This window comes from Bacillus sp. FSL R5-0709 (assembly GCF_038004785.1).
Lineage (GTDB): Bacteria > Bacillota > Bacilli > Bacillales > Bacillaceae_G > Bacillus_A > Bacillus_A mycoides.
The window spans coordinates 1,999,958-2,022,108 of the sequence record NZ_JBBORT010000001.1 but is presented as its reverse complement, the minus strand read 5'-3'; the positions used below and the strand labels follow the sequence as shown (position 1 = coordinate 2,022,108).

At 33.2% G+C, this 22,151-nt stretch carries 22 protein-coding genes and 1 pseudogene; 2 read left to right on the top strand and 21 right to left on the bottom strand.

Annotated elements, in window-relative coordinates; all coding sequences use genetic code 11:
- Window positions 1-83: 83 nt before the first annotated feature.
- Both MKX37_RS10385 and MKX37_RS10380 read right to left on the bottom strand, forming a co-directional pair.
- Window positions 84-1,772: a formate--tetrahydrofolate ligase gene (locus tag MKX37_RS10385; protein ID WP_002031556.1), complete on the bottom strand. Its 1,689-nt coding sequence runs from the start codon at window positions 1,770-1,772 to the stop codon at window positions 84-86.
- A 93-nt stretch (window positions 1,773-1,865) separates the two neighbouring features.
- On the bottom strand, window positions 1,866-2,546 hold the full coding sequence (locus tag MKX37_RS10380) for a class I SAM-dependent methyltransferase (RefSeq protein WP_002186017.1): 681 nt from the start codon (window positions 2,544-2,546) through the stop codon (window positions 1,866-1,868).
- A gap of 357 nt (window positions 2,547-2,903) precedes the next feature.
- Here MKX37_RS10380 and MKX37_RS10375 point away from each other — a divergent pair, with 357 nt between their 5' ends.
- The gene (locus MKX37_RS10375; protein WP_001253195.1) at window positions 2,904-3,242 is read left to right on the top strand and encodes a hypothetical protein; all 339 of its coding nucleotides are present in this window, start codon (window positions 2,904-2,906) and stop codon (window positions 3,240-3,242) included.
- A 30-nt stretch (window positions 3,243-3,272) separates the two neighbouring features.
- Here MKX37_RS10375 and MKX37_RS10370 read toward each other — a convergent pair whose 3' ends face one another.
- The 4 genes from MKX37_RS10370 to ytfJ form a co-directional block, all read right to left on the bottom strand.
- Window positions 3,273-3,485: a hypothetical protein gene (locus MKX37_RS10370; RefSeq protein WP_002012518.1), complete on the bottom strand. Its 213-nt coding sequence runs from the start codon at window positions 3,483-3,485 to the stop codon at window positions 3,273-3,275.
- Window positions 3,486-3,554: 69 nt separating this feature from the next.
- Window positions 3,555-3,875, bottom strand: coding sequence for a hypothetical protein (locus MKX37_RS10365; protein ID WP_002165916.1), 321 nt, complete (start codon window positions 3,873-3,875; stop codon window positions 3,555-3,557).
- Window positions 3,876-3,926: 51 nt separating this feature from the next.
- On the bottom strand, window positions 3,927-4,703 hold the full coding sequence (locus tag MKX37_RS10360) for a hypothetical protein (protein WP_002085994.1): 777 nt from the start codon (window positions 4,701-4,703) through the stop codon (window positions 3,927-3,929).
- A 160-nt stretch (window positions 4,704-4,863) separates the two neighbouring features.
- Entirely contained in the window at window positions 4,864-5,289 is a 426-nt protein-coding gene (gene ytfJ, locus MKX37_RS10355) for a GerW family sporulation protein (protein WP_002127061.1), read from the bottom strand.
- A 131-nt stretch (window positions 5,290-5,420) separates the two neighbouring features.
- Here ytfJ and MKX37_RS10350 point away from each other — a divergent pair, with 131 nt between their 5' ends.
- A complete protein-coding gene (locus MKX37_RS10350) occupies window positions 5,421-6,206 on the top strand; it encodes a GNAT family N-acetyltransferase (RefSeq protein WP_078422405.1) in 786 nt (261 codons plus the stop codon).
- A 104-nt stretch (window positions 6,207-6,310) separates the two neighbouring features.
- On the opposite strand, the gene MKX37_RS10345 is transcribed toward MKX37_RS10350, so the two are convergent.
- The 15 genes and pseudogenes from MKX37_RS10345 to MKX37_RS10275 all read right to left on the bottom strand — a co-directional run bounded on the left by MKX37_RS10345 (window position 6,311) and on the right by MKX37_RS10275 (window position 22,148).
- A complete protein-coding gene (locus tag MKX37_RS10345) occupies window positions 6,311-7,129 on the bottom strand; it encodes a DUF3952 domain-containing protein (protein WP_404484351.1) in 819 nt (272 codons plus the stop codon).
- Window positions 7,130-7,361: 232 nt separating this feature from the next.
- Complete coding sequence (locus tag MKX37_RS10340) at window positions 7,362-8,195, bottom strand: DUF3952 domain-containing protein (RefSeq protein WP_050000277.1); 834 nt, start codon at window positions 8,193-8,195, stop codon at window positions 7,362-7,364.
- A 198-nt stretch (window positions 8,196-8,393) separates the two neighbouring features.
- Complete coding sequence (locus MKX37_RS10335; protein ID WP_078422406.1) at window positions 8,394-9,188, bottom strand: hypothetical protein; 795 nt, start codon at window positions 9,186-9,188, stop codon at window positions 8,394-8,396.
- A gap of 132 nt (window positions 9,189-9,320) precedes the next feature.
- Window positions 9,321-9,536: pseudogene (locus MKX37_RS10330) on the bottom strand (hypothetical protein); the annotation flags it as partial.
- A gap of 277 nt (window positions 9,537-9,813) precedes the next feature.
- Entirely contained in the window at window positions 9,814-10,587 is a 774-nt protein-coding gene (locus MKX37_RS10325) for a DUF3952 domain-containing protein (RefSeq protein WP_050000274.1), read from the bottom strand.
- Between the two features lie 168 nt (window positions 10,588-10,755).
- Window positions 10,756-11,532, bottom strand: coding sequence for a hypothetical protein (locus MKX37_RS10320; RefSeq protein WP_078422407.1), 777 nt, complete (start codon window positions 11,530-11,532; stop codon window positions 10,756-10,758).
- 197 nt (window positions 11,533-11,729) lie between these two features.
- Window positions 11,730-12,269 carry an STM3941 family protein gene (locus tag MKX37_RS10315; protein ID WP_003193390.1) on the bottom strand — a complete coding sequence of 180 codons (540 nt, stop codon included), beginning with the start codon at window positions 12,267-12,269 and terminating at the stop codon, window positions 11,730-11,732.
- Window positions 12,270-12,669: 400 nt separating this feature from the next.
- Entirely contained in the window at window positions 12,670-12,948 is a 279-nt protein-coding gene (locus MKX37_RS10310; RefSeq protein WP_003193391.1) for a hypothetical protein, read from the bottom strand.
- A 25-nt stretch (window positions 12,949-12,973) separates the two neighbouring features.
- Window positions 12,974-13,801, bottom strand: coding sequence for a hypothetical protein (locus MKX37_RS10305; RefSeq protein ID WP_003193393.1), 828 nt, complete (start codon window positions 13,799-13,801; stop codon window positions 12,974-12,976).
- Between the two features lie 55 nt (window positions 13,802-13,856).
- A complete protein-coding gene (locus MKX37_RS10300) occupies window positions 13,857-15,320 on the bottom strand; it encodes a T7SS effector LXG polymorphic toxin (RefSeq protein ID WP_003193395.1) in 1,464 nt (487 codons plus the stop codon).
- Between the two features lie 23 nt (window positions 15,321-15,343).
- Window positions 15,344-15,631: a TIGR04197 family type VII secretion effector gene (locus MKX37_RS10295; protein ID WP_003193397.1), complete on the bottom strand. Its 288-nt coding sequence runs from the start codon at window positions 15,629-15,631 to the stop codon at window positions 15,344-15,346.
- 3 nt (window positions 15,632-15,634) lie between these two features.
- Window positions 15,635-16,057, bottom strand: coding sequence for a YwqH-like family protein (locus MKX37_RS10290; protein WP_033730229.1), 423 nt, complete (start codon window positions 16,055-16,057; stop codon window positions 15,635-15,637).
- Window positions 16,058-16,069: 12 nt separating this feature from the next.
- Entirely contained in the window at window positions 16,070-20,581 is a 4,512-nt protein-coding gene (essC, locus tag MKX37_RS10285; RefSeq protein WP_033730230.1) for a type VII secretion protein EssC, read from the bottom strand.
- Between the two features lie 43 nt (window positions 20,582-20,624).
- A complete protein-coding gene (gene essB, locus MKX37_RS10280) occupies window positions 20,625-21,824 on the bottom strand; it encodes a type VII secretion protein EssB (protein ID WP_002127042.1) in 1,200 nt (399 codons plus the stop codon).
- Window positions 21,825-21,896: 72 nt separating this feature from the next.
- Complete coding sequence (locus MKX37_RS10275; protein WP_016120098.1) at window positions 21,897-22,148, bottom strand: EsaB/YukD family protein; 252 nt, start codon at window positions 22,146-22,148, stop codon at window positions 21,897-21,899.
- Between the last annotated feature and the right edge of the window lie 3 nt (window positions 22,149-22,151).

Here is a 22,151-nt window from a genome sequence, read left to right as displayed (position 1 = left end):
TCCAAAAAACAGGCGCCTTTCGATGGAAAGGCGCCACTTGATGTATATATAGTTTACAGATAAACGAGATGAATTACAACCTTTTAGAATAAACCTACTGCTTTTCCATCTTCATTTACATCCATTTGTAGTGCTGCTGGTTGTTTAGGAAGGCCTGGCATTGTTAACATTGTTCCTGTTAACGCAACGATAAACCCTGCACCGATAGATGGTTTTAATTCACGAATTGTAACGATAAAGTCAGATGGGCGACCTAATTTTGTTGCATCATCTGAAAGAGAGTATTGTGTTTTCGCCATACAAATCGGTAGGTTACTCCAACCTTCTCCCTCATATTGAGCTAATTGCTTACGTGCTTTCGGAGCAAATTCAATATCTTTTGCGCCGTAAACTTTTTGAGCAATTGTACGAATTTTTTCTTCTAATGGTAATTCTAATTCATAAAGTGGTGCGTAGTTGTTTTCACCTTTTTCAATTTCTTTTAACACTTTCTCAGCAAGGTCAACTCCGCCTTGGCCACCTTTCTCCCAAACTTCTGTTAAGGATACTGCATAGCCACGCTCATTGCACCATTCTTGTAAGTATGCAACTTCTGCATCTGTATCAGTAATGAATTTGTTAATGGCAATTACGAAAGGAACACCGAAGCTTTGAATTGTTTCAACATGCTTCTGTAAGTTCTCCATACCTTTTGCTAACGCATCTACATTTTCTTCTTTTAATTGATCTCTCGCCACACCACCGTGCATTTTAAGCGCACGAATAGTCGCAACAATAACTACCGCTTCTGGTTTAATACCAGCTGCACGTGCTTTAATATCTAAAAACTTCTCGGCACCTAAATCTGCACCGAATCCAGCTTCTGTAATAACATAATCACCTAATTTTGCTGCCATTGTCGTAGCGATAACACTGTTACAACCGTGAGCGATATTCGCAAATGGTCCGCCATGAATGATAGCTGGTGTATTTTCTAATGTTTGTACTAAGTTCGGTTTTAATGCATCTTTTAATAGAAGTGTTAACGCTCCTTCTACTCCTAAATCTTTAACTGTTACAGGTTGATTTGAAAAATTATAAGCGACAACAATGCGAGATAGACGTGATTTTAAATCTTGAATATCTGTTGCAAGGCAGAATACGGCCATAATTTCAGATGCTACTGTAATATCAAAACCGTCTTCACGTGGTACACCTTGAACCGGTCCACCAAGGCCAATTACTACGTTACGAAGGGCACGATCATTTAAGTCAACACAGCGTTTCCAAACGATTTTACGCGTATCAATTCCAAGTGTGTTTCCTTGTTGGATATGATTATCAATAAACGCCGCTAATGCGTTATTGGCAGTTGTAATCGCATGAATATCTCCAGTAAAGTGAAGGTTAATGTCTTCCATTGGTACTACTTGAGAATAACCGCCACCTGCTGCTCCGCCTTTTAATCCCATTGTTGGTCCAAGAGATGGTTCGCGAAGTGCAATTACTGTTTTCTTACCAATTTTATTAAAAGCTTGGCCTAAACCAACTGTTACTGTTGATTTACCTTCTCCTGCTGGAGTTGGGTTAATCGCTGTTACTAAAACAACTTTACCGTCTTTCTCATCTTGTAAACGCTTAAAAATATCAAGAGATAACTTGCCTTTATAATGTCCGTATGGCTCTAGTTCTTCTTCTAAAATATTTAAATTAGCTGCAATTTCTTGAATCTTCTTCATACTTGCTTCTTGTGCGATTTCAATATCAGATTTAACTGTTGTAGTAGTTGTCATATACCCTAGTCCCCCTTTAATTGATTCTGATGATATTGTATCAGTTTTTTGTATTTTCTGCACTTATTTACCTCCTAAAACCCTTCAATTTTGTTATACGTTTTTTAACATAAATACCCATAAAAATGTTAACGCTTGTTGTAACTCTGTAGGTAGCTGACCTAACATCTTCTCATTTACTCCGCGCTTATATACGCCGGTACCATCTACAACTTCAAATCCTTGTTCTTTTGCTAACTGTTCAAATTCCCAAGGCATCATCGTATTGCAAACAACGTCTTTGCCATATAGGCGCGGATAACTGTTCTCTCTCGGTTTTGCTGTCGGTCCTAAAATTGCAATACATGCGTATCCATCTTTCTTTAAAACACGCTTTATTTCATTTAATGCTCGCAACGGCTCCTCGGTCCATTCTAAAGAATTAATTGCCATAATTGCTTCAAATTTCTCATTTTCAAATGGTAATGAAGAAAGATCACCTTTTATAAAAGATAAGTTTGGGTCTTCTCCGCGCTCCTTACCCTTTTGAATCATAACTTCCGATAAGTCCACCCCAACCGCTTTGTAGCCAGTAAGACTTAATTTATATGTACCATACCCATCACCACAGCCAACATCTAACACTTGTACTTCCTTTTCCACGTACTGCTCAAAAAATGGAATGATTGTACTCCTGCTCCCGCTATCCCACATTTCTTGACTATTTTGATTCCAAAACTCTGCATCGTTATCCCATTTTTTCTCTGCCGATTCATGCCAATTAAACTTCGCCATACATTCCCCTACCTTCACGTATTATCATTCATTTCATTCTACATCATGTTCCAAAATCCCTGTTTATCTTCATAAGGAGATAAAGTGAAACTTTAATCAGTGGGGTGTTTGTTCGCCCCCACTGATTATTATTTGAACCAATCGGGCTTTTACTGGCAGCCCGACTCCCATCTAACTTCTTTGCTCCAGCCGAATTTTGAGGTGGGGGTCTTACTGCACGGCAAATAGCGGGATAAACAGGATAACAACGGAATCTATTTTCTCCAATTTTTGCTTTACTTGGGTTTAACTCATACTCATGTTCTGCTCCTTATGAAAGATACTATAGATACACCCAATTGAAAGAGAGGGATGTACATGCGAAGAAAGAGAAATCATCATTTTAAAAGTGGTGAAAAAAACGAAGAGTATGCAGCTGAAATATCTCCGGCTGGTATTCCGATTAGACATGAGCGCAAAGAAATTGCAAATGAAATAGAAGGTACAAATACCGGTGCAATGATTGGCTATGTCGCATTATTTCTTTCGTTATTCTCCATTGCTTTTTATCCTGTTACACTCGGCTCCCTTGCTATTTTAGTTGGCTTATTAGCTGTCAATTTTGGAGCGAGAACACTTGGATATACCGCAATTGGTTTTGGTAGTTTTTCTGTTTTATTTACTTTACTCTATCCGCTTGCTTTGTCAGCGTTTTAAAAAAAACACACCAAGTTATACTTGGTGTGTTCATTCATGATACAACATGATATGACCGCATCCACAACAATGCTTCGCTGTAATTTCTTGAAAAACTGGATAATTTTCTTCATCTCTATGCTCAATAAACACCTTTTCAAATCGGTACATGTTTGGCGCATATGCCCAATCTTGTTTCGTACGTGCATATAATGTTGAAGAAAAAAACTCCTCACCACCACAAACGATACATCCCTTCTTCATCCATACCCCTCCTATGCTTGTCTTACTTCATCTATATGAACATAAACATAAAAAAAAGACCTTCTATTACTAGAAAGTCTTCTCTGAAACAAAAAGAAATGTACCGAATATACCTACTCCGCTATATTCTTTCATAACACCAGCTTCTGTTTTATACGTTTGCTTTACAGTCATAAAGAAAACACCATTTCGTGCATCAATACTTTCAAACTGTAATTTCTCTTTTTTTTCATCTACATTTTGCGTGCATTCAAAGCTACTCTCGTCACATTTCAATGCATACTTATCCTCTAAATACAATTTAAAATCTGATTCTTTCGGACAAGTTATAAGTAATATTGCCACGAGAATAATACTTACAATACCCACAATTGTATAATATTTCTTCATTTGTTCTCCTTTCAAAAGACAAGAAAACTTGACTTCATGCGCCAAGTTTTCTTAGTCTACAACCCATTGCCACTCTTGTTCTTTCTTATCAAAAATGAGCCAACCCGTTTCTGTTGCTTCCGCTTTCAATTCATCGATATTATCTAGTACCTCATCCGTACTTTCGAATGATCCTACTACATATACCGGAATTTCAAGACCTCTTCTCGACTCAATTTTCCCCGCTAAATCAATGTATAACCCATCTTCCATTAACGGCATAAGCCCAAGGATAACTTCCTTTGAAATTGCTGGGAAAATTTTTGATTTTTGGAAGAAAGTAAAACGTTTCTTTCCAAACGAACCGAGTTTATATGGAATCACTTTACTCAGCATTCCTACAAAATCACCGATTCTACGGTAATACACTTTGTTGTACCAACCGTCATCATGTGAAAAATAAACGAATCTATTCTTCAACAATGGGAAGAACGTTCTTCCAAGTGGTTCTTTTTTGTGAGCCAAATATAATAATTCTGCAATTTCTTTTGGCTCTAACTCATCTAAATCGCTTGCATCATCGAAATCTACCCAACAAAATTCATCAAATTCATCAATCTCTGCTTGAATGAGTTTATGTATGTTTTCTTCCTCAACATATTCAAATAAAGTATGATAATGAAAATCTGTCCACTCAAAATTATGCTTTAAAAGCAATACTTGATGAAGCGGTGAAGGGATGTTACTTGCAAACTCTTTAAACGTAATTCCAGATGTAATAAAACAATGACCCCGACGATTACCATTAATATATATCATATTGTTTACTTGGTCAGATCCTCCAGACAAAGCACCTAGCCACCTTCGTTTTATATGTTTCAATTCTATAGCATATTTTAACATGAAAAATTTTAGAAACATAGAAAAAACTTCAAAAACTATTTACAATTTCATGTGTTTTATTACATACTGATTACAAGAAAAAACGCCTGCTTATGAGCAGGCGTTTTTAAAGGATTTCATCTGGGTTTTGAGGGTGATGATTTCCCTCTTTCTTTTCATCTGTTTGGAACATCGATTGAATTTTATCAATTGTTTGTGGAGCTAATTCAATTATTTTTTCTGCTAAATGTGTCGCATTTTGTAAATGAAGAATATTTACCCCGTCTTTATTCACGACTAGAAATGCTACTGGTGTAATAGAAACACCACCCGCGCTACCGCCACCAAATGCAGGGTTACCGTTCGCTCTTTGTCCATCATTCGTTTGGAAATCAGAACCTCCTGCTCCAAAACCGAACGCTACTTTAGAAACCGTTAACACTACACCACCGTCAGCCGTTTGAACAGGCTCTCCAACAATCGTATTTACATCGACCATTTCTTTTAAATTTTCCATTGCTGCTTTCATTAATCCTTGAATTGGATGATCCACCGTTCATAACCTCCTTTGTCATATCTTTCCTAGTTTTTCCGAAAGTTGGTGAACTAAACATAAAATTTTATATTGATTTCAAAAAACTTAAGTTGTAATATTTAGAAAAATAAAAAAGAGGTCGATTTTTTATGATGAGAAAATTAACAAAGAAAGATCATGAACAAGTATTCGGTTACCTAAAAGAAGAAGCAGCCCTTAACTTGTTTATTATTGGGGATTTAGAAGCTTTCGGTTATGAAACAGACTTTCAAGAATTATGGGGCGTATATAAAGAGAATGGAACATTAAAATCCATTTTACTTCGCTTTCACGATACATTTATACCGTATAGTAAAGAAGAGTTTATGGTTACTGACTATGAGGCACTTCTTTCCGCATATAAGCCGCTTAAACTCTCTGGCAAGTCAACTATTGTAGAAAGATTTGAAACTGCTCCAAGTGTACAACTAGGCGCCAAAAATGAAATGTATTTTTGCGAATGTCTAAATGACAGCAACTTACCTAGCACACCAATTCATGAAACAATTAAACTTGCCTCACTCGATGATATAGAACGAATTATGAAATTACGAAGTGACATCGCTGAGTTCCCGACTGCTCATGAATCTGAAAAAATGTTAAGGCAAGCTATCGAAACAAATACAGGACGTACATATTATATTGAAAAAGACGGTGCAATCATCGCATCCGCCTCAACTTCCGCTGAAAATTCATTATCCACTATGGTAGTTGGTGTATGTACACACCCGAATTATCGCGGAAACGGATATGCTTCACTCATATTACAGAAAATGATTCAGGACTTTACGAAAGAAGGCCGAACACTTTGCCTATTTTATAACAATCCAACTGCTGGACGAATTTATAAACGACTAGGGTTTAAAGATATTGGAATGTGGACGATGTATCGATAAGCTTTTTCTCAACAAAATTAAAAGGAGTCGCACCGTTTTATATTAACTAAACGAGTGCGACTTCTTTTTGCTAAGTTGATGCTTTCTTTTGTACCTATATCTCATCATTTCTTCTTATTCCCTATGCTACTAAATTCTTTTTTGTACTCTTTATATTTATCTTTGGCAGTTTCAGTGTTATCTTTTTTACTACTAAAATACACATATATTTGCTGACTATGTGTTAACATTTTACCTTCATCATTTTTCTTCTCATAGTCAATTGAAATTGTTAATTCTGTTATTTGCATTGGGTGTTTTTCATTATCTATTGAATCATTAAAGTTAAGTACAATTGATGTATTTCCAAATTTATCATATTGCAATTTTAATTTATCATTAATTATTTCTTGAAATTGTGCTTCTGTTAAAGTGAATCCAACTGAATTTGGTTCATTTAATTTTTTTCTATTACCACCTGTTTTCAGTTGTAATTTCCCTACACCGTGTAATCTATTAAATATCAATTTCACAGGAGAAACATCCAAATTTGAAGCCGAACCTTGAACTTTTCCGTTTTGATACATAAAGTTTGTATTATATTTTTCTTCCTCTTTATAATTAATATCCTTATGTCTATCCTTTTCATCTATTGTTTTACTTGTTATTCTTTGAGACGTTTTTCCATATAACAATTTTTCTTTCAAATTATATATACCTTCAGTAGTTTGATATAACGTATTATAATGGTTTTCATCACCACTTGTTTCTATAGTAAAATCAACAATCCGCTCTTTCACATAAGCATACCCATCATCACTAGCAGACATAACGTTTCCCATGTCACCTTCATCCAATGCCTTAACAAATGACTCATACTCTATCTTTTTTTCAAAAAAGCTACATGCTTGTAGTAGGCTGATTGCTACTATTATAGTAATCATTTTAGAAGCCCTTTTTTTGTTCATTTCATCATCACACTACTCTCTCTCTATTCAATCAGATAAGCTTTATCTTACTTAGTTGAAGAAGAATCATTTTTTCACTTCTATATTCATTGCAACTATTTTTCAATATACTTATTCCACTATATTTTATACTTAGCAACGAATTACTCTTTAATAATGAATAAGGTTCCACCATGACTTTATCCCTTCAATTCACACACTCACTTAATCACTTATCATTTTTATATTGTTTTTCATAATTCACATAATCTTTTTTAGCTTCCTGATCATTATCCTTTTTATCACTAAAATTCACAGATATTTGCTGAGTATGTGTTAATAATTTCCCCTCACTATTTTTCTTTTCATATACAATTAAAATTGTTAATTGTATTATTTGCATTGGATGCTGTTTCGTATCTTTAGAATCGTTAAAATTAAATGCAATTGATGCTTTTTCAAAACTATCATATTGTAAATTCAATTTATCGTTAATTATTTCTTGAAATTGTGATTCCGTTAACATAAAACCAACTGTATTTGGTTCATTAACTTTCTTTTTATCTCCCTCTACTTTCAGTTGTAAATTCCCAACACCTTGCAATCTATTAAAAATTAGTTTTACATGTGAAACATCCAAGCTCGAATCAGAACCGTAAGCCTTTCTATCTTTATACATGAACCTAGTGCTATATTTTTCTTCTTCTTTATATTTATTATCCTTATGTCTATCTTTTATGTTCGTAATATCACTTGTTATTTTTTGATTGGTTTCTCCATATAATAAATTTTCTTTCAAATTAAATATACCTTCAGAAGTTTGATATAGCGTATTATGAATTCTGTCATCACCATTTTTTTCTGTGGTAAAGTCAATAACCCGTTCTTTCACATACGCATATCCATCATCACTCGCAGACATAACCGTCTTCATATCACCTTCATCCAATGCCTTTACTAATCTCTCATACTCTATCTTCGTCTCCCCAAAACCACATCCACTTAATAAACTTGATACTATTGACAGAACTATCATCATCTTAGCTTTCTTCTTTAACTTCATACTGACACCCCGTTGATTTCTCTAGGCATTTTTAAGTTCATTATGTTCTTTTTTGGAAAGTAATACATTTCACCTTTACTACTGGTATTTTTTCACTTATATGAATTATATTAAAGATACTTTAATTTTTAATACCATCGATATATATACAATCCTTAATTGTTTATATAATCTGTTCGAATTTTCAGAAATCAAAACTTATTTTATTTCTTTCGCTTTCTTTTCCTCTCTCTCTTTATAACGCTTTAAGAATTCCTGGCGTTCCCTATCATGTTCCTCCCATGAAATATAAAATGATGGAAATTTAAATCTGCAATAGGCTAATAATTGGAACTCTGCTGCACCTATTGCTACTGCGTACATTACAAGGGTTCCTGCCATATACCCCACTAAAACCCCTGTTTCATAATTATTATGAAAATAAATTAAAATAAGAAGGGTTAGTACATATATCGTAACACCAATCATTGCATTGCCTTTTGTTTTACTAAAAAATGAAGTTGCTCTTTCATCCATACTAAATGCTCCACTCTCTGCTTGTTTAAAGGTATCAATCGTTGTCACCAGATGAACAAAAACTGCCCCTAGAAACAATAAACCCACATACAATAATGTAATTTGATCAATTGAATAATTCGAAATTGCTGGAAGTATAAATAATGTGAATCCTATAGTTCCTAGCTGAAATGCAAATAATAATATCACAAATGCTTGCAACTTTTGATATTTGAAACGAGCTTTTGGAATTAGATATAGAATGAAAAAGATTACTTGCAAACCATATAACACTAATTCAATACTAACAATTATTTTGTCAAAGAGAGTTGGATAGTAACCCCAGCCAATCTTAATTAATGCTACCAAAATAAAAAGCATGAATAATGAACTATAAACTATTCCTCCAAACATAAACACCATAGAATCTTCTGGGCTTAAGCGATTTCTACATGTAATTTTAAATTCATCTAAATCTTTTTCTTTTATATTCCACATATAATTACACCATCTTTTCTAAAATCATGTAATAACTCTATTTTTGTAGACAAACTGAGAGTAAATAAATGTTTTTGGTATTTCATATTAAACTAGCCTTTTTTACTTTGTTTAACAAACACAAAATACATCAACATACAACTTAACCTCAGCTTGTACAACTATCTTTTCAAAAGGAGTTAGAGAAATCTTGTCACCGTTCAACAAAAAATCTAAAAACATAATAAGCATGGGTATAGAAGTATATGCAAAAACTCCCCCATAAAAGATTCTTATATAATCCGGACTTAATCGGTTTCTATTTTCAATTGCAAAAAGGCCAAAATCTTCTTCCTTTATTTTCATCATTTATCCTTCTTTCTCATTTCTTATTAAACTCTTAGAAATCCTTTCTATATTCCAAATCCAGGCTTATCACGTTCTAGACATTTCAAATATTTTTCATACTCTTAAATACGATCTCTATTATTTACTTTTCGTTTTAGATTGTTTATTTTACTTTTGAAGTCTTCCCCATTTAGTTGTTCCACCTTTTTTTAAAAATCACATTTTATTTAATAACTCTTAGAAATTCCCTTAACCCTTTTACCCAGTTCCACCCCCTTACTTAAAATGCCTCTCCTAATTATTCATTCTTCTTATACTTTACTTTGTAATCTATATATTCTTTTTTTGCATCTTGATTATTACCTTGTTGACTATCAAAAGATGTGTGTATTTGTGATATGTATTCTACTAACTTGCCTTCTTCATTTCTCTTCTTATAATTCATTACAATACTTACTTCCAATATCTGCTCTGAACCATTTGTAAACTCAATATGCAGTGCGATCGATCCACCACCATATTCATCATATTGTATTTTCAACTTATCATTAATAATACTCTGAAACTCTGATTCAGTTAGTTTATATCCAACAGTACTAGGTTGATCAAACTTTTTTATATCATCTCCTGGCTTCATCTTTAGTTTCCCTATCCCTTTTAAACGATCTACAATTAAGTTCACGTATGAAACATCCAGACTTGAATCCGCACTTTGTACCTGTCCATTCTCATAACTAATATTTGTACTATAATTAACTTCTTCTTTATAATTTTTATTATCTACTTCCGAGGTAATTTCTTGTGTTGTATTTCCATATAAACTTTTATCTTTCGTATTATATATACCTTTCGAAGTTTGATAGATTGTTTTACTGTGCTCTCCATCTTCCTTTTGCTCATATGTACTATATATACCTCTTTGTTTCACATACGCATATCCATCATCACTAGCGGACATAACCTTTTTCATGTCACCTTCATCCAAAGCTTTGACAAATGGCTCATACTCTATCTTTTTTTCAAAAAAACTACATGCTTGTAGTAGGCTGATTACTATTATGATAGTAATCATTTTAGACACCCTTTTTTTGTTCATTTCATCATCACACTACTCTCTCTACATTTTCAATTAGATAATCTTTTAATCACCTTACATAATTAAAATTTCTTTTGGTAGTTCAAATACTCTCCTTTAAATCATTACTTTTTTTACCATCAAAACTTACAATACACACTTTCTTTATGCCTTACGTTTCGATTTACTTTTTTTATTTTTCTTTTGATATCTTGGAGTTTCTCTTTTATGTTGCTCCCACGAAATGTTAAATGATGGAAATTCAAATCTACAATAAGCTAATAATTGAAATTCTGCTGCACCGATGGCTATCGTATACATTAAAAAGCTCCCTACTACATACATAAATAAATCATCAAACCCATAATCGTTATGAAAATATATCAAAATAAGAATAGTTATTGCGTATAGTGTAGCCCACTTCATCATATTCCCTTTTGTTTTACTAAAGAAAGAAGCAGACCTTTCATCCATACTAAACGCACCTTCACTCGCTTGTTTAAACGTATCAATTGTTGTCACAATATGAAAAATTACTGCTCCCAAAAGCAATAAACCCGCATACATTATTGTAATCCAGTCAATTGAATTATTAGCCATTTTAGTAACAGTCAAAGCAGTAGGTGCTATTGTTGCCATTTGGAATGCATATAATAATACAACAAGGGTTTGTAGTTTTTGAAATTTAAATTGAGCTTTCGGAAATGAATAAATAATTAAAAGAATTATTTGTAGGATATATAAGAACACTTCTAACTTAACAATTCCTATATTAAAGAGAAGCATACAGTAATCCCACCCAGCTGATAAAACAATAGAAAAAATGGTTATTGAACTAAATAGTATTCCTCCAAACATAAATCCTGTAGCACCCTCAGGACTTAAACGATCATTACATGTCATCCTAAACTTATCTAAATCTTCTTCTTTTATATCCCACATCCAAGTTTCCCACCTTTAACTACCTTTACTTAAATCATGTAGATTTAAAATAAAAACCTTCTCATTTACATGAAAAGAGAAGGTTCTATTGGCACCATATAGCTTTATACTATTCAAAACTATCTCTTTTGAGATGCTTCATTTATAACAGATAAAAAATTTTTCAAAAATGAAATCAAGTTACTGCTCCTATTATATTACTGCGCTTCATCTTCTGGAGCTAAAACGTTCATATGATATTCTTCTAGCTTAGCAACTAATGTTTCTCTGTCTATTTCTAATAAGTTCATATGAATATTAAACGGTACAAATCCAGTACGCTTATTAATTCGATACATCCGTTGCGCTTTCGTTGGTAAAGAAGCTATATATTGCTCTTCAACATCATCCTCTATCAAAACTCCTAAGAACGACTGCCTGCGAATTTTATAGGGTAAAATACTATTTACATCTTTTAAAGCGATTTTCACAGGATATTTAGCATCATTAATAACCGTAATATACTCTGATTCTAAAATGGCTACTGGTGTTCTATTCATAATCTTCTTAAATATTTTCCACAAAGCAACTAACATGATTAATGCACCGATCCCAACTATAGCCCCCCTTACATAGTAAGCTTCCTCAGACGAGAAAGTGAATATAACAAAAATAAGCAACAAAACTTCAATTACAACGAATAAAAAAAACCTTCTGATTAATTTAACTTTCGATTCATAAATATAATATTTTTCCATATGATTCTCCTATTAATTTCGGTATTATAAATCTATTTTGATTTGTGCCTCTACATCACAACACGTTCTTGATTTATCCTATCATCATGTAACTCCTACTTAATCTCCCGACATGTTTAAACTATCGCTCTTTCTGCCCATGCTATTTCTAAGATAAAAAATGAAGGAACGGGCTAAGATCAGATACGTATAGCTGGACAGTAGGGTGTATGACATACTTTAAATAATGATTAAAAGCCAAACCGATATACAGACAAAAGAAGATAATCAACCACAAATAATAGGTGATTATCTGTCTTTTAATAGACTTTTTTTATTTTCACTTCGTTCATGTAATAATTATATTTTTGTAGATAAATTTAACGCCGCACAAAAAGCTTTTTTAGTTTGCAACATAGAATTAACCCTTTTTACTTTTTCTAACAAACACAAAATACATCGATAGCATTATTATTAAGCCTATCCCACCAACCAATACACCTCCATATTCTTTCTGATATAAAAAAATAAACATAGTAACAATAAAGCTCGGTATTGACAAGATAATGAGCCATTTCCCCAGAAACTCTGCTACTTTATATAAAATTAAAAAAATAAACATAATCCCGACAATAATAGGTGCTATTACACTTTCAAATAAACCTTTTTCTGTTTTTGCAGTTTTAGGATCTTTATCCAAGGCGTTACATTCCTCTCTCTACTATTTAACTTATAAATAATGTTTTCATTCCATTTTCAAAATTCCCTTTTGATAATTGAGATAAAGTAAATGTACTATTATCGTCTAGTTGTGATAAATCAAATATAGTACTATCTTCTAAATGAGATAATATCCATTGTGTATGTGCTGTTTCAATAATAAAGAAACCTTTATCTGAAATAACCTCACCTTTGTCTTGTGTATCAAGTCGCATAACACTGTATATACTTTTTGTTGTTTTTATATCATTTAGGAAAACTTCTGCATGTGAAGGTTTTACACCGTTCTCAATTAAAATATTTTTCCCCTCTTCAATAGACAAAGTAATAAGATTACCAATTTCTTGTACTACATGATTTGGTAAAGTTTCTTCTAAATCAATATTTATATTTTGTTTTTCAATCTCAATTTGCAATAGATTTTTTGCTTCTGCATACAATTCATAATCTGATAAATTTTTAATTGTATGTACAATTCCATTCGTACTTTGATATGAAATATTAAAGTCACCTTGATTATAAATATTACCAGTGATTGTTATATCATTTTGAAAATCAATTTTTTGCAATAAAATAGAAATAGATGGACGATTAAAAATATTAAATAATATTTCTACATCAGGCTTTGGGAATACTTCTTGTTTTTGTTCATCAAATGTTAGTAAATTCCTTGCTAATAAGGAATGTGCTGCTGTTAAAAAGATCTTTTCTGTTTCCGTTTCTTTAAGCTCATCATAAACTATTTGTAATAGTGATTTGGCAAAGGGTTGATTATCTTTATAATTTAATAGGAATGCTAATTCTTCTAAAGAAAACGTATATTTTTTTTCCATAACTGTTAAAAAGTCTAGTTAAAAGACTTTTATTCCCCTCTTTTCTTTAATAAGTTTATTCAAACCATTTTTTTATAGATTTTGTAAAATTCGATGCATATTCTTTCATTTTTTTTCGTGGTGCAATATATTCAAATGCTTTACTAAACACTGTACTTCCTACAGTAGCTCCAATTATTCCACCTGCAATAGCTCCAACAGCAGTACCGATACCAGGGCAAATTAGTGTACCTAATGCACCTCCCGCTTCTACACCACCTACACCTCCAGCCCACGAAAAGTAAGTATTACCTGCAACTTTTGCTACAGAATAAGTGACGTCGGTTGCCTGCTCAACCCCGGTTTTGTCTGATTTAAGAGCTGTATGAAGTTCACCTACTTCAAATGCAGAGTTTATTAATACCGCCGGTATACCAAAAGGTTTCAAATTTTTTATTATATGTTTTGGAACATTAATTGCTTTAATACTGTTCTCAGGTAATGAGTGATTTAAATTCCCTACTTTTGCAGCTACTTTCTCAATTGTGGAAAATTCTTGTGCAACTTTCCCCATAGTTGTAACTGCCTTCCCGACTAATGGAATTTCCTTTAGCCCTTTCCCAAAAAGACTCTTAGAACTTGCTACAGAGAACGCTGAATTTACCCCTTTAAGCCATTTACTCCATGTATTCGCGATTTTTCCATTCGCTAAGAAACCTTTTTGAATATCAATAAGATCAGCACGTTTAGGTTTAGCATTTTGAACAAAATTTAATGCTCCTAATACGAATCCCATTTTTCCAGTTATAACTGTTCCTTTCGTTGCAAGCATTAAAAGAATATCTCCAATGCTCAATCCATCTCCTGAATTTCCATTACTCCCCCCCGTAGTGCTATTATTTATGGTTCCGTACCACTTGCTAGACATAATTTTTTCTATTGAACTACTAGAAAAATCTCCACTATTAGTTCGTATTTGATTCATTCCACTGTCTAATGCATGCATCATTTCACGAAACGCTTGCAGGTCATTTTGTTGACTGTTATAAGTTTCTAACTTTTCAAGCGTGTCACTAATTTCTTTTTGGCTTTTTACAGATCCTTCCGTAATTCCTGAGGATGATGGATATTGAATTGCAATAATATCACTAATGGATCCTACCGTTTGTCTCGCTTCGTCATTAGAGTGATTAAACCCTTCATTGTATCCATTAATTCTTTTCTTTACATCATCCAAATAAATTCCGTAAATTTTGACATCTGCATCACTGTCAACCGTAGAACTGAAATCCTCCATTGTTTTTTGAAATTGACCTTTTAATAACTCAGCTGATTCCATATAACTAGAAATAATTTTCCCATGAACCATGGCTAAATACCCTTTAATTCCATCAGCTGTTTTCCCTTGAAAAGAGCTAATTTGTGTAACACCCATTATTTTTTGTAATACTGATTCGAAATGTTGATTTAACTCTTCAACATTTGAATTAAAGCGCGTTTGAAGTTCTTTCACTTCCTGTAATTCAATATTTTTGTCCACCTTACATCCCCCCTATTTCAAAATTAATGGCCCGGAATGCTGCTTAAACTTTTTTCAAGTTGTTCATCTTGTTCGACTATTTTCTCCCCGGCTTGTTGTATGTTATTTAAATCATTTTCTAATAACTGTTCATATTGCTGCACCTTTTGAGATAACATTTCGATTGCTTCACAAAATTGAGTTAATCTAGTCAAATTCGTACGACTCAACTTCATATCATTAAATTTCGTTTTTCCTAAATCACTAGCACCACTTTTCAAATCACTTACTTTCGCATCAAATACCCCTTTATTTAATTTAATTTCCCCCATTTATCATTTCCCCGCCTTCTGTACTTCTACTTGAATACTAGCGTCAACCATTGAAACACTTCTACTTAGAGAAAGAATACTAGACTCACATGCAGCGATTTCTCTTTCAAGCCGTCGTATGGCTTGATCGATGTCTTCTTGCACTCTCCCTAGTTCTCCAATAAATCTCCCTAAATTAGAAATGACTTGTTGTTCATACGTTTCTTTAAAAGTAGTTGCTCTTTGCCCCTTCCAACTACTCTCGTTTATTTCTAAAGACTTAAACTGCTCTTGATTTTGTTTAATTGCTTCAAGATTATTTACAAATTTCCCTTTAGCAGTTATTAGCCTTCGTAGTTTCATTTGTAATTCAGCCAATTGCCCTTGTTGATAACTTATACTACTTAACAAACCAGATTTCTGACTATTTAATTGCTCTATCCCCATGCAAATCCCCCCTTAAATAGTTGGCACTTTAATTCTAGTAGCAAAACGATTTTCAACAAAATACCCTTCAAATGGATTTAATTTTGTACTACTTAAATCTTTATTAGATACATCGAAGACCATTTGGCCTGATGATTTTCTAAGTAAAATAACATGAGATTGCGTTTTTATTGTTTTTGAAACTAAGTCGTATCGACTGTCAATTGAATCAACATCACAGCCAATTACGAAGTGGATGCCCATAAATGCACCATTTGTTATTAATTCCGCCAAACTATATATATCGCTATCTTCTAAATTACTTAAAATATCATTTACATCTGCAATTACGATTACAATCGGCTTAAATCTCTTAATAAATTCAGCGGGGTTCACTGTTTCACTTGATGCTTCCTGCTCCTCTTTAAACGCCGCTTCTCTCGATTTATAAGCATTTGTAACTTGTTTAATCGTTTTCTCAATTCCTGTTTTTTCAGCTACATATAAAGCGGCGCTCTCTCTATAGTTTGAGAAATTACGTGTTCTTGTATCAATTAAACCTAGGTCAAAGTGTCCACTGTCAGCTAACTGTTGAAGGAATTGATGAACTACATTTTCAACTTGATCTTTCTTGATTCCCCCTACAACAATATTAGACGCTTCCGTTAAATCTAATTCGAGAGGCGTAACGTTTTCTGTCTCTACACCAAATGTTAGTTTGCCTGCTTCAATAATTTTTCTTGTTTCTGGCCATGCAATAAACTCTTTGTATTCCAGAACTTCAGGTACCATAGGAATTGCTTTCGGTCTTTCTCCATCCCAGAAGGAATCCATCTCTTTTCCTTCAGCTTGTATATTTTCAATTCGAGTAAGTACATCTTCTCCATCTGTCGGTAAAGCTGTTTGGAAGATTGTTGGTTCGTCAATTTTAACTAAACCACGTCCTGCTAATTCTTCAATTTTCAACTCTGTTCTTCCTACAATGGCTCTAGATTCTGCCTCATCTATCATATATAGAGCAATTTGTAGTTTAATATTTGTATTTACTTGTACTCTCAATGCATTTTGACGTGTAGCCGTAAGCATTAAATGAATTCCTACCGCTGCCCCTTCACGTACAATTTGTGCAACAATGCGTTCAAAGTCTTCGACAAATCCAGCCTCTCTAACAGCATCATAGTTATCTAACGTAATTAATACTGTTGGTAATACTTCTTTACTAGCTCTCTCATACATTTCAAGACTTGCAACGCCATATTTACTTAGCAATTGCTTTCTATCTTTTAATAGGTCTTCTATACGACGAAGAAACTTCTCACATTTTTCAACTTGGTCTAGTGTAATGATGTCTGCCACATGCGGTAAAGATTTTAATGGCATTAAACCATTTGTTCCGAAGTCTAATAAATACACATGCAAATGCTCCGGACTATGCTGACGAGCTACATCCATAATGACTGATTGTAAGAATGTTGATTTTCCGTAGCCTGGACTTGAGAAGACCGCTACGTGTCCGTCTTTACTAATATCTAGTGTTAATGGTGTTTGTGATTGTAATTCAGGCTGATCTAGTAGACCAACTGTTGCTTTTAATGGTTTCTTTTCTTTCGTCCATGCTTCTTTGAACTGAATAGCGTGTAAGTCTTGTAAATATACGCTTTCTGGAAGTGGTGGTAACCACGGTCTAGCTAACGCTTCAATTTCATTTATTTCTGCGTAATCGTGAATGTAGTCAATAACAGCATCCAATTCAGATGGTACGCTTATTACTTCTTTACTACTACCAAGTCCACTTAAGTCTTCACTTAATATTTCATATTGTCCTAGATCATTTATTGCATAGATTGTTGCGTCTAAATGTTCTTTATCCTCTTTATTTTCTACATAGTCTGCTCCGCTCCAAGCTGATTGGAATAGTTCATAAATTTCATTGTTCCCAACTTGTAAGTACGCACGTCCTGGTAATGTAATTTCAGCAGCATCTGGTGTTTTTAAAATTTCATTACTATCTGACGTATTTTGAACTTTTAATGCTAGTTTGAATTTCGAGTTACTCCAAATTTGATCATCTACAACACCACTCGGTTTTTGCGTAGCTAATATTAAATGGATTCCGAGTGAACGACCGATACGCGCTGTTGAAACTAACTCTTTCATAAATTCTGGTTGTTCTGACTTCAGTTCCGCGAATTCATCACTAATTAAAAATAGATGTGGCATCGGTTCACTTACTAAGCCTTCTTTATACAATTTTTGATACTGGTTTATATGATTTACCTCATTTCCCCCAAATAATCGTTGCCTTTTTTGTAATTCGGCTTTAATTGATGCGAGCGCTCTCATACTTTGTGCTCCATCTAAGTTCGTAATTGTTCCTAATAAATGCGGTAAGTTTTTGAATAAATTCGCCATACCGCCGCCTTTATAGTCAATTAGTAGAAAGGCTACTTCGTAAGGATGGAAATTGACTGCTAGAGATAAAATATACGATTGTATAATTTCCGACTTACCTGAACCTGTTGTACCTGCTATTAGCCCGTGTGGTCCGTGTGCTTTTTCGTGTAAGTTTAAGTTTACGATATCTTCTTTACCACGTAATCCAAGTGGTACAGCTAAAGATTTATGCGCTGCATTTTTCTGCCAGCGACTTGTAATGTTTAACTCTTTTATTTTTTCAACACCGTACATTTCTAGGAATGTTACGCTTTCTGGAATACTATTTTTTAAGTTTTGCAAATGGTTTAACGGTGCCAATGCACGTGAGACATCTTCTAAATTGAACCCTTTCGGTACATGATTCAATTTAAATTGACGGTTAACAAGCTCTCCTTGCTCTAAGATGATGTTCCCTTGTTTTGCATCTCTTATATCAATTACCGTTTTCACGTGCTCCGGTAAACTTTGCATAACATCTTGTACAAATACAAGTGATACACCTAATTGACTCGGATCATCATTAAAGAATTCCATAACAACATGGTCTAGTATTAGTTTTTCATCTGTAATGAGAACGACATAGTGCGGTGCAAAGTACATTTTTTCATTAGTTGAACTTTTTTCATCTAGTTTTAATTTTCGTTCTTTCAATATTTGATACAAACTATTTAACACTTGATCACGACTACGATCATGGTATACAAATCCACGTACATTTATATCTCGAACACTTCCATGAGGTAGCCAGCGCATCCAATCCCATTTTTCTTTTTCTTCTTCAGGAAAAATAGTAATAAACTGCAAGTCATAATAACTATGGAATAACGCGGTTTGCACAACTAATAATTGTAATTGTTCTAACACTAAAGAGCGTTGTCCAATATAGCCAACCGGTCCATTTATCAAATCTGTTACAACAGGTACATCTTCCAAAGAAAGATAACGCTGTCTTAGTTCACGTGCTATATCAATTAATTCATCTTTCGTTTGACTAAATTCTTCTTCATTAAATTGGATTTCAAAACTCGTATTAGCTTGTCCTGTCCCAACGCTAAATGTTAAGAAATCATGATGTAGCATTGTTTTTTCATATATACGTGGATTTACTTGCACAGCCATATTACGTATTACTTCAACATTTGGATTATGAAATTGTAATGCATGACGCTGCTTTTCACTTTCTGCATGTAAATCTTTCGTTTTTTGTTTTATATACGCTCTATAACTTTTATCACGTTCAACAATGTCAATTTTATATTGCTTTAAATTTTTTATATAAGATGTGACAGAAACAATAATCGTTACTAATGTCATCGCTATCGATGCAATAATAAACATTCCATATTTCATAAAGATAGCGAGTAATACCGTTACGACAATCATGACAAGAGATGGTGCAATAATTCTCGCCAAATGCTCAGTCGGTTTTGACGGCATACTTGAAGGTTTTGCAATTGTCATTTTCTCTTCTGGTTCACGGTAAATAATACGTGGTGAACGATGATAGTCTGGATAACCACTTTGATAATTCGTTTCGGATTCTACTAAAATAGGTAACGTAGATTTAACGTTCTCTTCTGAAGACAATACTTGAATATCTTCACTGCCTATCTCTACTAAAACACCATCAAAATATAATTGATCTCCTGCTTCTAACATAGCGCTATCTTTTAGCTTCGTATAATTATGAAATACATCCCCTTCATATACGTTTACTCTAAAAGAATCGTACAACGTTTCACGAGATAGCATTAAATCCACATTTGTCCCGATAATAGAAATATCATCATAACTGTTTTGACTAATTGTAAGAGAATGTTTCGTTCCGATATCAAACACTTTAGTTGTACCAATAATAGATATAAAGATTTTCAAGCTCACATCTTTAGTTTTTCCAATCTCAAATTCCTTATTGAACTCTATTAATTGATTTTGTACCATCCAAGCGTTCACTTCATTATTCCACTTTAATTCTACTTCTTGTTCTAAACTTGGATTCGTAATATCATTTGTCCACTCTTTTCCAATCGACACTATTGATTGCTCATTTGGATGTAATGTGCACTTATATATTTTGTCTCCATAAGTCAATACTAATAGTTGCTCCATCCGTGTTCACTGCTCCTTTTCAACTGTCTCATCAAGTCCTTGCTTACTCTTTTTTCTCTGTGGCCGACAAGTCTTTATCGCTTGATGAATTACCATATTTCTTTTTATACTCATCTAATTGTTGCTCATATGTTTTTAACTTTTGATCACGCTCTTCTCCTGACAAGTCCGGATTATTTTTCAGCGATTCAATTTGTTTAACAAGGCCGTACATAATAAGCTGCGGATCATCAAGTGTCTTAGCTAAATCTAATGATTTATCAAAATCACCTTTTCCGTTATACATCCAATAAAGTAAATACTTTTCATCACTTTTCAAACTAATATTTTTCATAATTGCTTTCTTTTGATTTTCACCTAGTTTTTCAGCTGTAATGTATGCAAATGCTAACTCATATTTAGACGCAACCGGTAATGATTCAAATTCCTCTTCATTTAATTGAGTAATTACTTTGTCATAATCAGTTGCTATGAAACTCGCATTTGCTTCTAATAATTTATTTTGATAAGGAAATTTTATAAAAGTGAAATATATTAAAGGAGCAGCTAAAATCACAGTCGCCGCTATGAAGGAAAAAGCTAAGTATTTAAACGATTTATAGCTTTTTTTAGGTACTAACTGCATATTTTTTTCTGTTTTTGTTTGTTCCTTCTCAAAGCTGTCATCAAGAAATTGCAGTAATGCATCTAAGCTTTCCATTTGAGCAACCGTCTGTTCAAATGTTGTTTCTTTTGCATCTTTTAGTAACCCAGCATACAAATCATCAAAATTGTGCTTTTGGGAGAATAAAGCGATAATTAGACACTTATATTGTGTTAAAAATTGCTCTTCTAACAACGGGGTTGGTGGAACAATATCTCGAATTCCTCTATGTATAATACTTGGCATTAAATTAGCATTAAAAACTATATTGTCCGGATGTAAAAAGAACGTGATTCGTTTATTTAAATATTTACGAAACTGCGCAACATTTCGAAGCAGTCTTAATTTCTCATTTCTTCCAAAACGGCTAAGATCATCCCACTTATATAATTTTTTATCCACTTGAAATATAAAGGTAAACATATCATCCGTTTCCTCTATCGTTAATGGTACAAATTCAGATGATGCGCCCGTAATTACATCAAATTGACGGAAGTCTTTTATACGTGTTTGAGATTTTGTCATCTCCAATTTCCAATTTTCCTTTTCTATTTGAAATTGATAGTTCATTGCATCAATTTGAATTGTTTTTTCCGTCATTTTTATCCTCTTCTCCTTTTCTTTATAACCCGTAATAACTTATTTTCAAATAACTAAAAGTAAACATATTCTTTATAAAACTTGTAAAATATCTCCATCTGTTATTTGGTGATCGATTAAACGATCATTATCTGTTAAAACAATTGACTTATTCTTTACTTTAATTACAAAATGTGAACCTTCATGATTATCAATCTTTAGCGTATCTAATAAATTTTTCAACAAATATTTAATAGATTGATGATTCGGAATACGTAAATCATATGTATTTTCATTCCATTTACTAAAATCTACCGTTACATTAATATGTGTTTGTATTGCCATTAC

Bases quoted from the DNA above. Each gene is read 5' to 3' on its own strand.
- MKX37_RS10290 (WP_033730229.1), bottom strand. From the start codon at position 16,057: ATGGGGATAGAGCAATTAAATAGTCAGAAATCTGGTTTGTTAAGTAGT.
- MKX37_RS10385 (WP_002031556.1), bottom strand. From the start codon at position 1,772: ATGACAACTACTACAACAGTTAAATCTGATATTGAAATCGCACAAGAA.
- MKX37_RS10365 (WP_002165916.1), bottom strand. From the start codon at position 3,875: ATGAAGAAATATTATACAATTGTGGGTATTGTAAGTATTATTCTCGTG.
- MKX37_RS10305 (WP_003193393.1), bottom strand. From the start codon at position 13,801: ATGGAAAAAAAATATACGTTTTCTTTAGAAGAATTAGCATTCCTATTA.
- MKX37_RS10345 (WP_404484351.1), bottom strand. From the start codon at position 7,129: ATGATTACTATAATAGTAGCAATCAGCCTACTACAAGCATGTAGCTTT.
- essC (WP_033730230.1), bottom strand. From the start codon at position 20,581: ATGGAGCAACTATTAGTATTGACTTATGGAGACAAAATATATAAGTGC.
- MKX37_RS10340 (WP_050000277.1), bottom strand. From the start codon at position 8,195: ATGAAGTTAAAGAAGAAAGCTAAGATGATGATAGTTCTGTCAATAGTA.
- MKX37_RS10350 (WP_078422405.1), top strand. From the start codon at position 5,421: ATGATGAGAAAATTAACAAAGAAAGATCATGAACAAGTATTCGGTTAC.
- MKX37_RS10315 (WP_003193390.1), bottom strand. From the start codon at position 12,269: ATGGAAAAATATTATATTTATGAATCGAAAGTTAAATTAATCAGAAGG.
- MKX37_RS10335 (WP_078422406.1), bottom strand. From the start codon at position 9,188: ATGTGGAATATAAAAGAAAAAGATTTAGATGAATTTAAAATTACATGT.
- MKX37_RS10375 (WP_001253195.1), top strand. From the start codon at position 2,904: ATGCGAAGAAAGAGAAATCATCATTTTAAAAGTGGTGAAAAAAACGAA.
- MKX37_RS10370 (WP_002012518.1), bottom strand. From the start codon at position 3,485: ATGAAGAAGGGATGTATCGTTTGTGGTGGTGAGGAGTTTTTTTCTTCA.
- MKX37_RS10275 (WP_016120098.1), bottom strand. From the start codon at position 22,148: ATGGCAATACAAACACATATTAATGTAACGGTAGATTTTAGTAAATGG.
- MKX37_RS10320 (WP_078422407.1), bottom strand. From the start codon at position 11,532: ATGTGGGATATAAAAGAAGAAGATTTAGATAAGTTTAGGATGACATGT.
- MKX37_RS10295 (WP_003193397.1), bottom strand. From the start codon at position 15,631: ATGGGGGAAATTAAATTAAATAAAGGGGTATTTGATGCGAAAGTAAGT.
- MKX37_RS10380 (WP_002186017.1), bottom strand. From the start codon at position 2,546: ATGGCGAAGTTTAATTGGCATGAATCGGCAGAGAAAAAATGGGATAAC.
- essB (WP_002127042.1), bottom strand. From the start codon at position 21,824: ATGACGGAAAAAACAATTCAAATTGATGCAATGAACTATCAATTTCAA.
- MKX37_RS10325 (WP_050000274.1), bottom strand. From the start codon at position 10,587: ATGATTACTATCATAATAGTAATCAGCCTACTACAAGCATGTAGTTTT.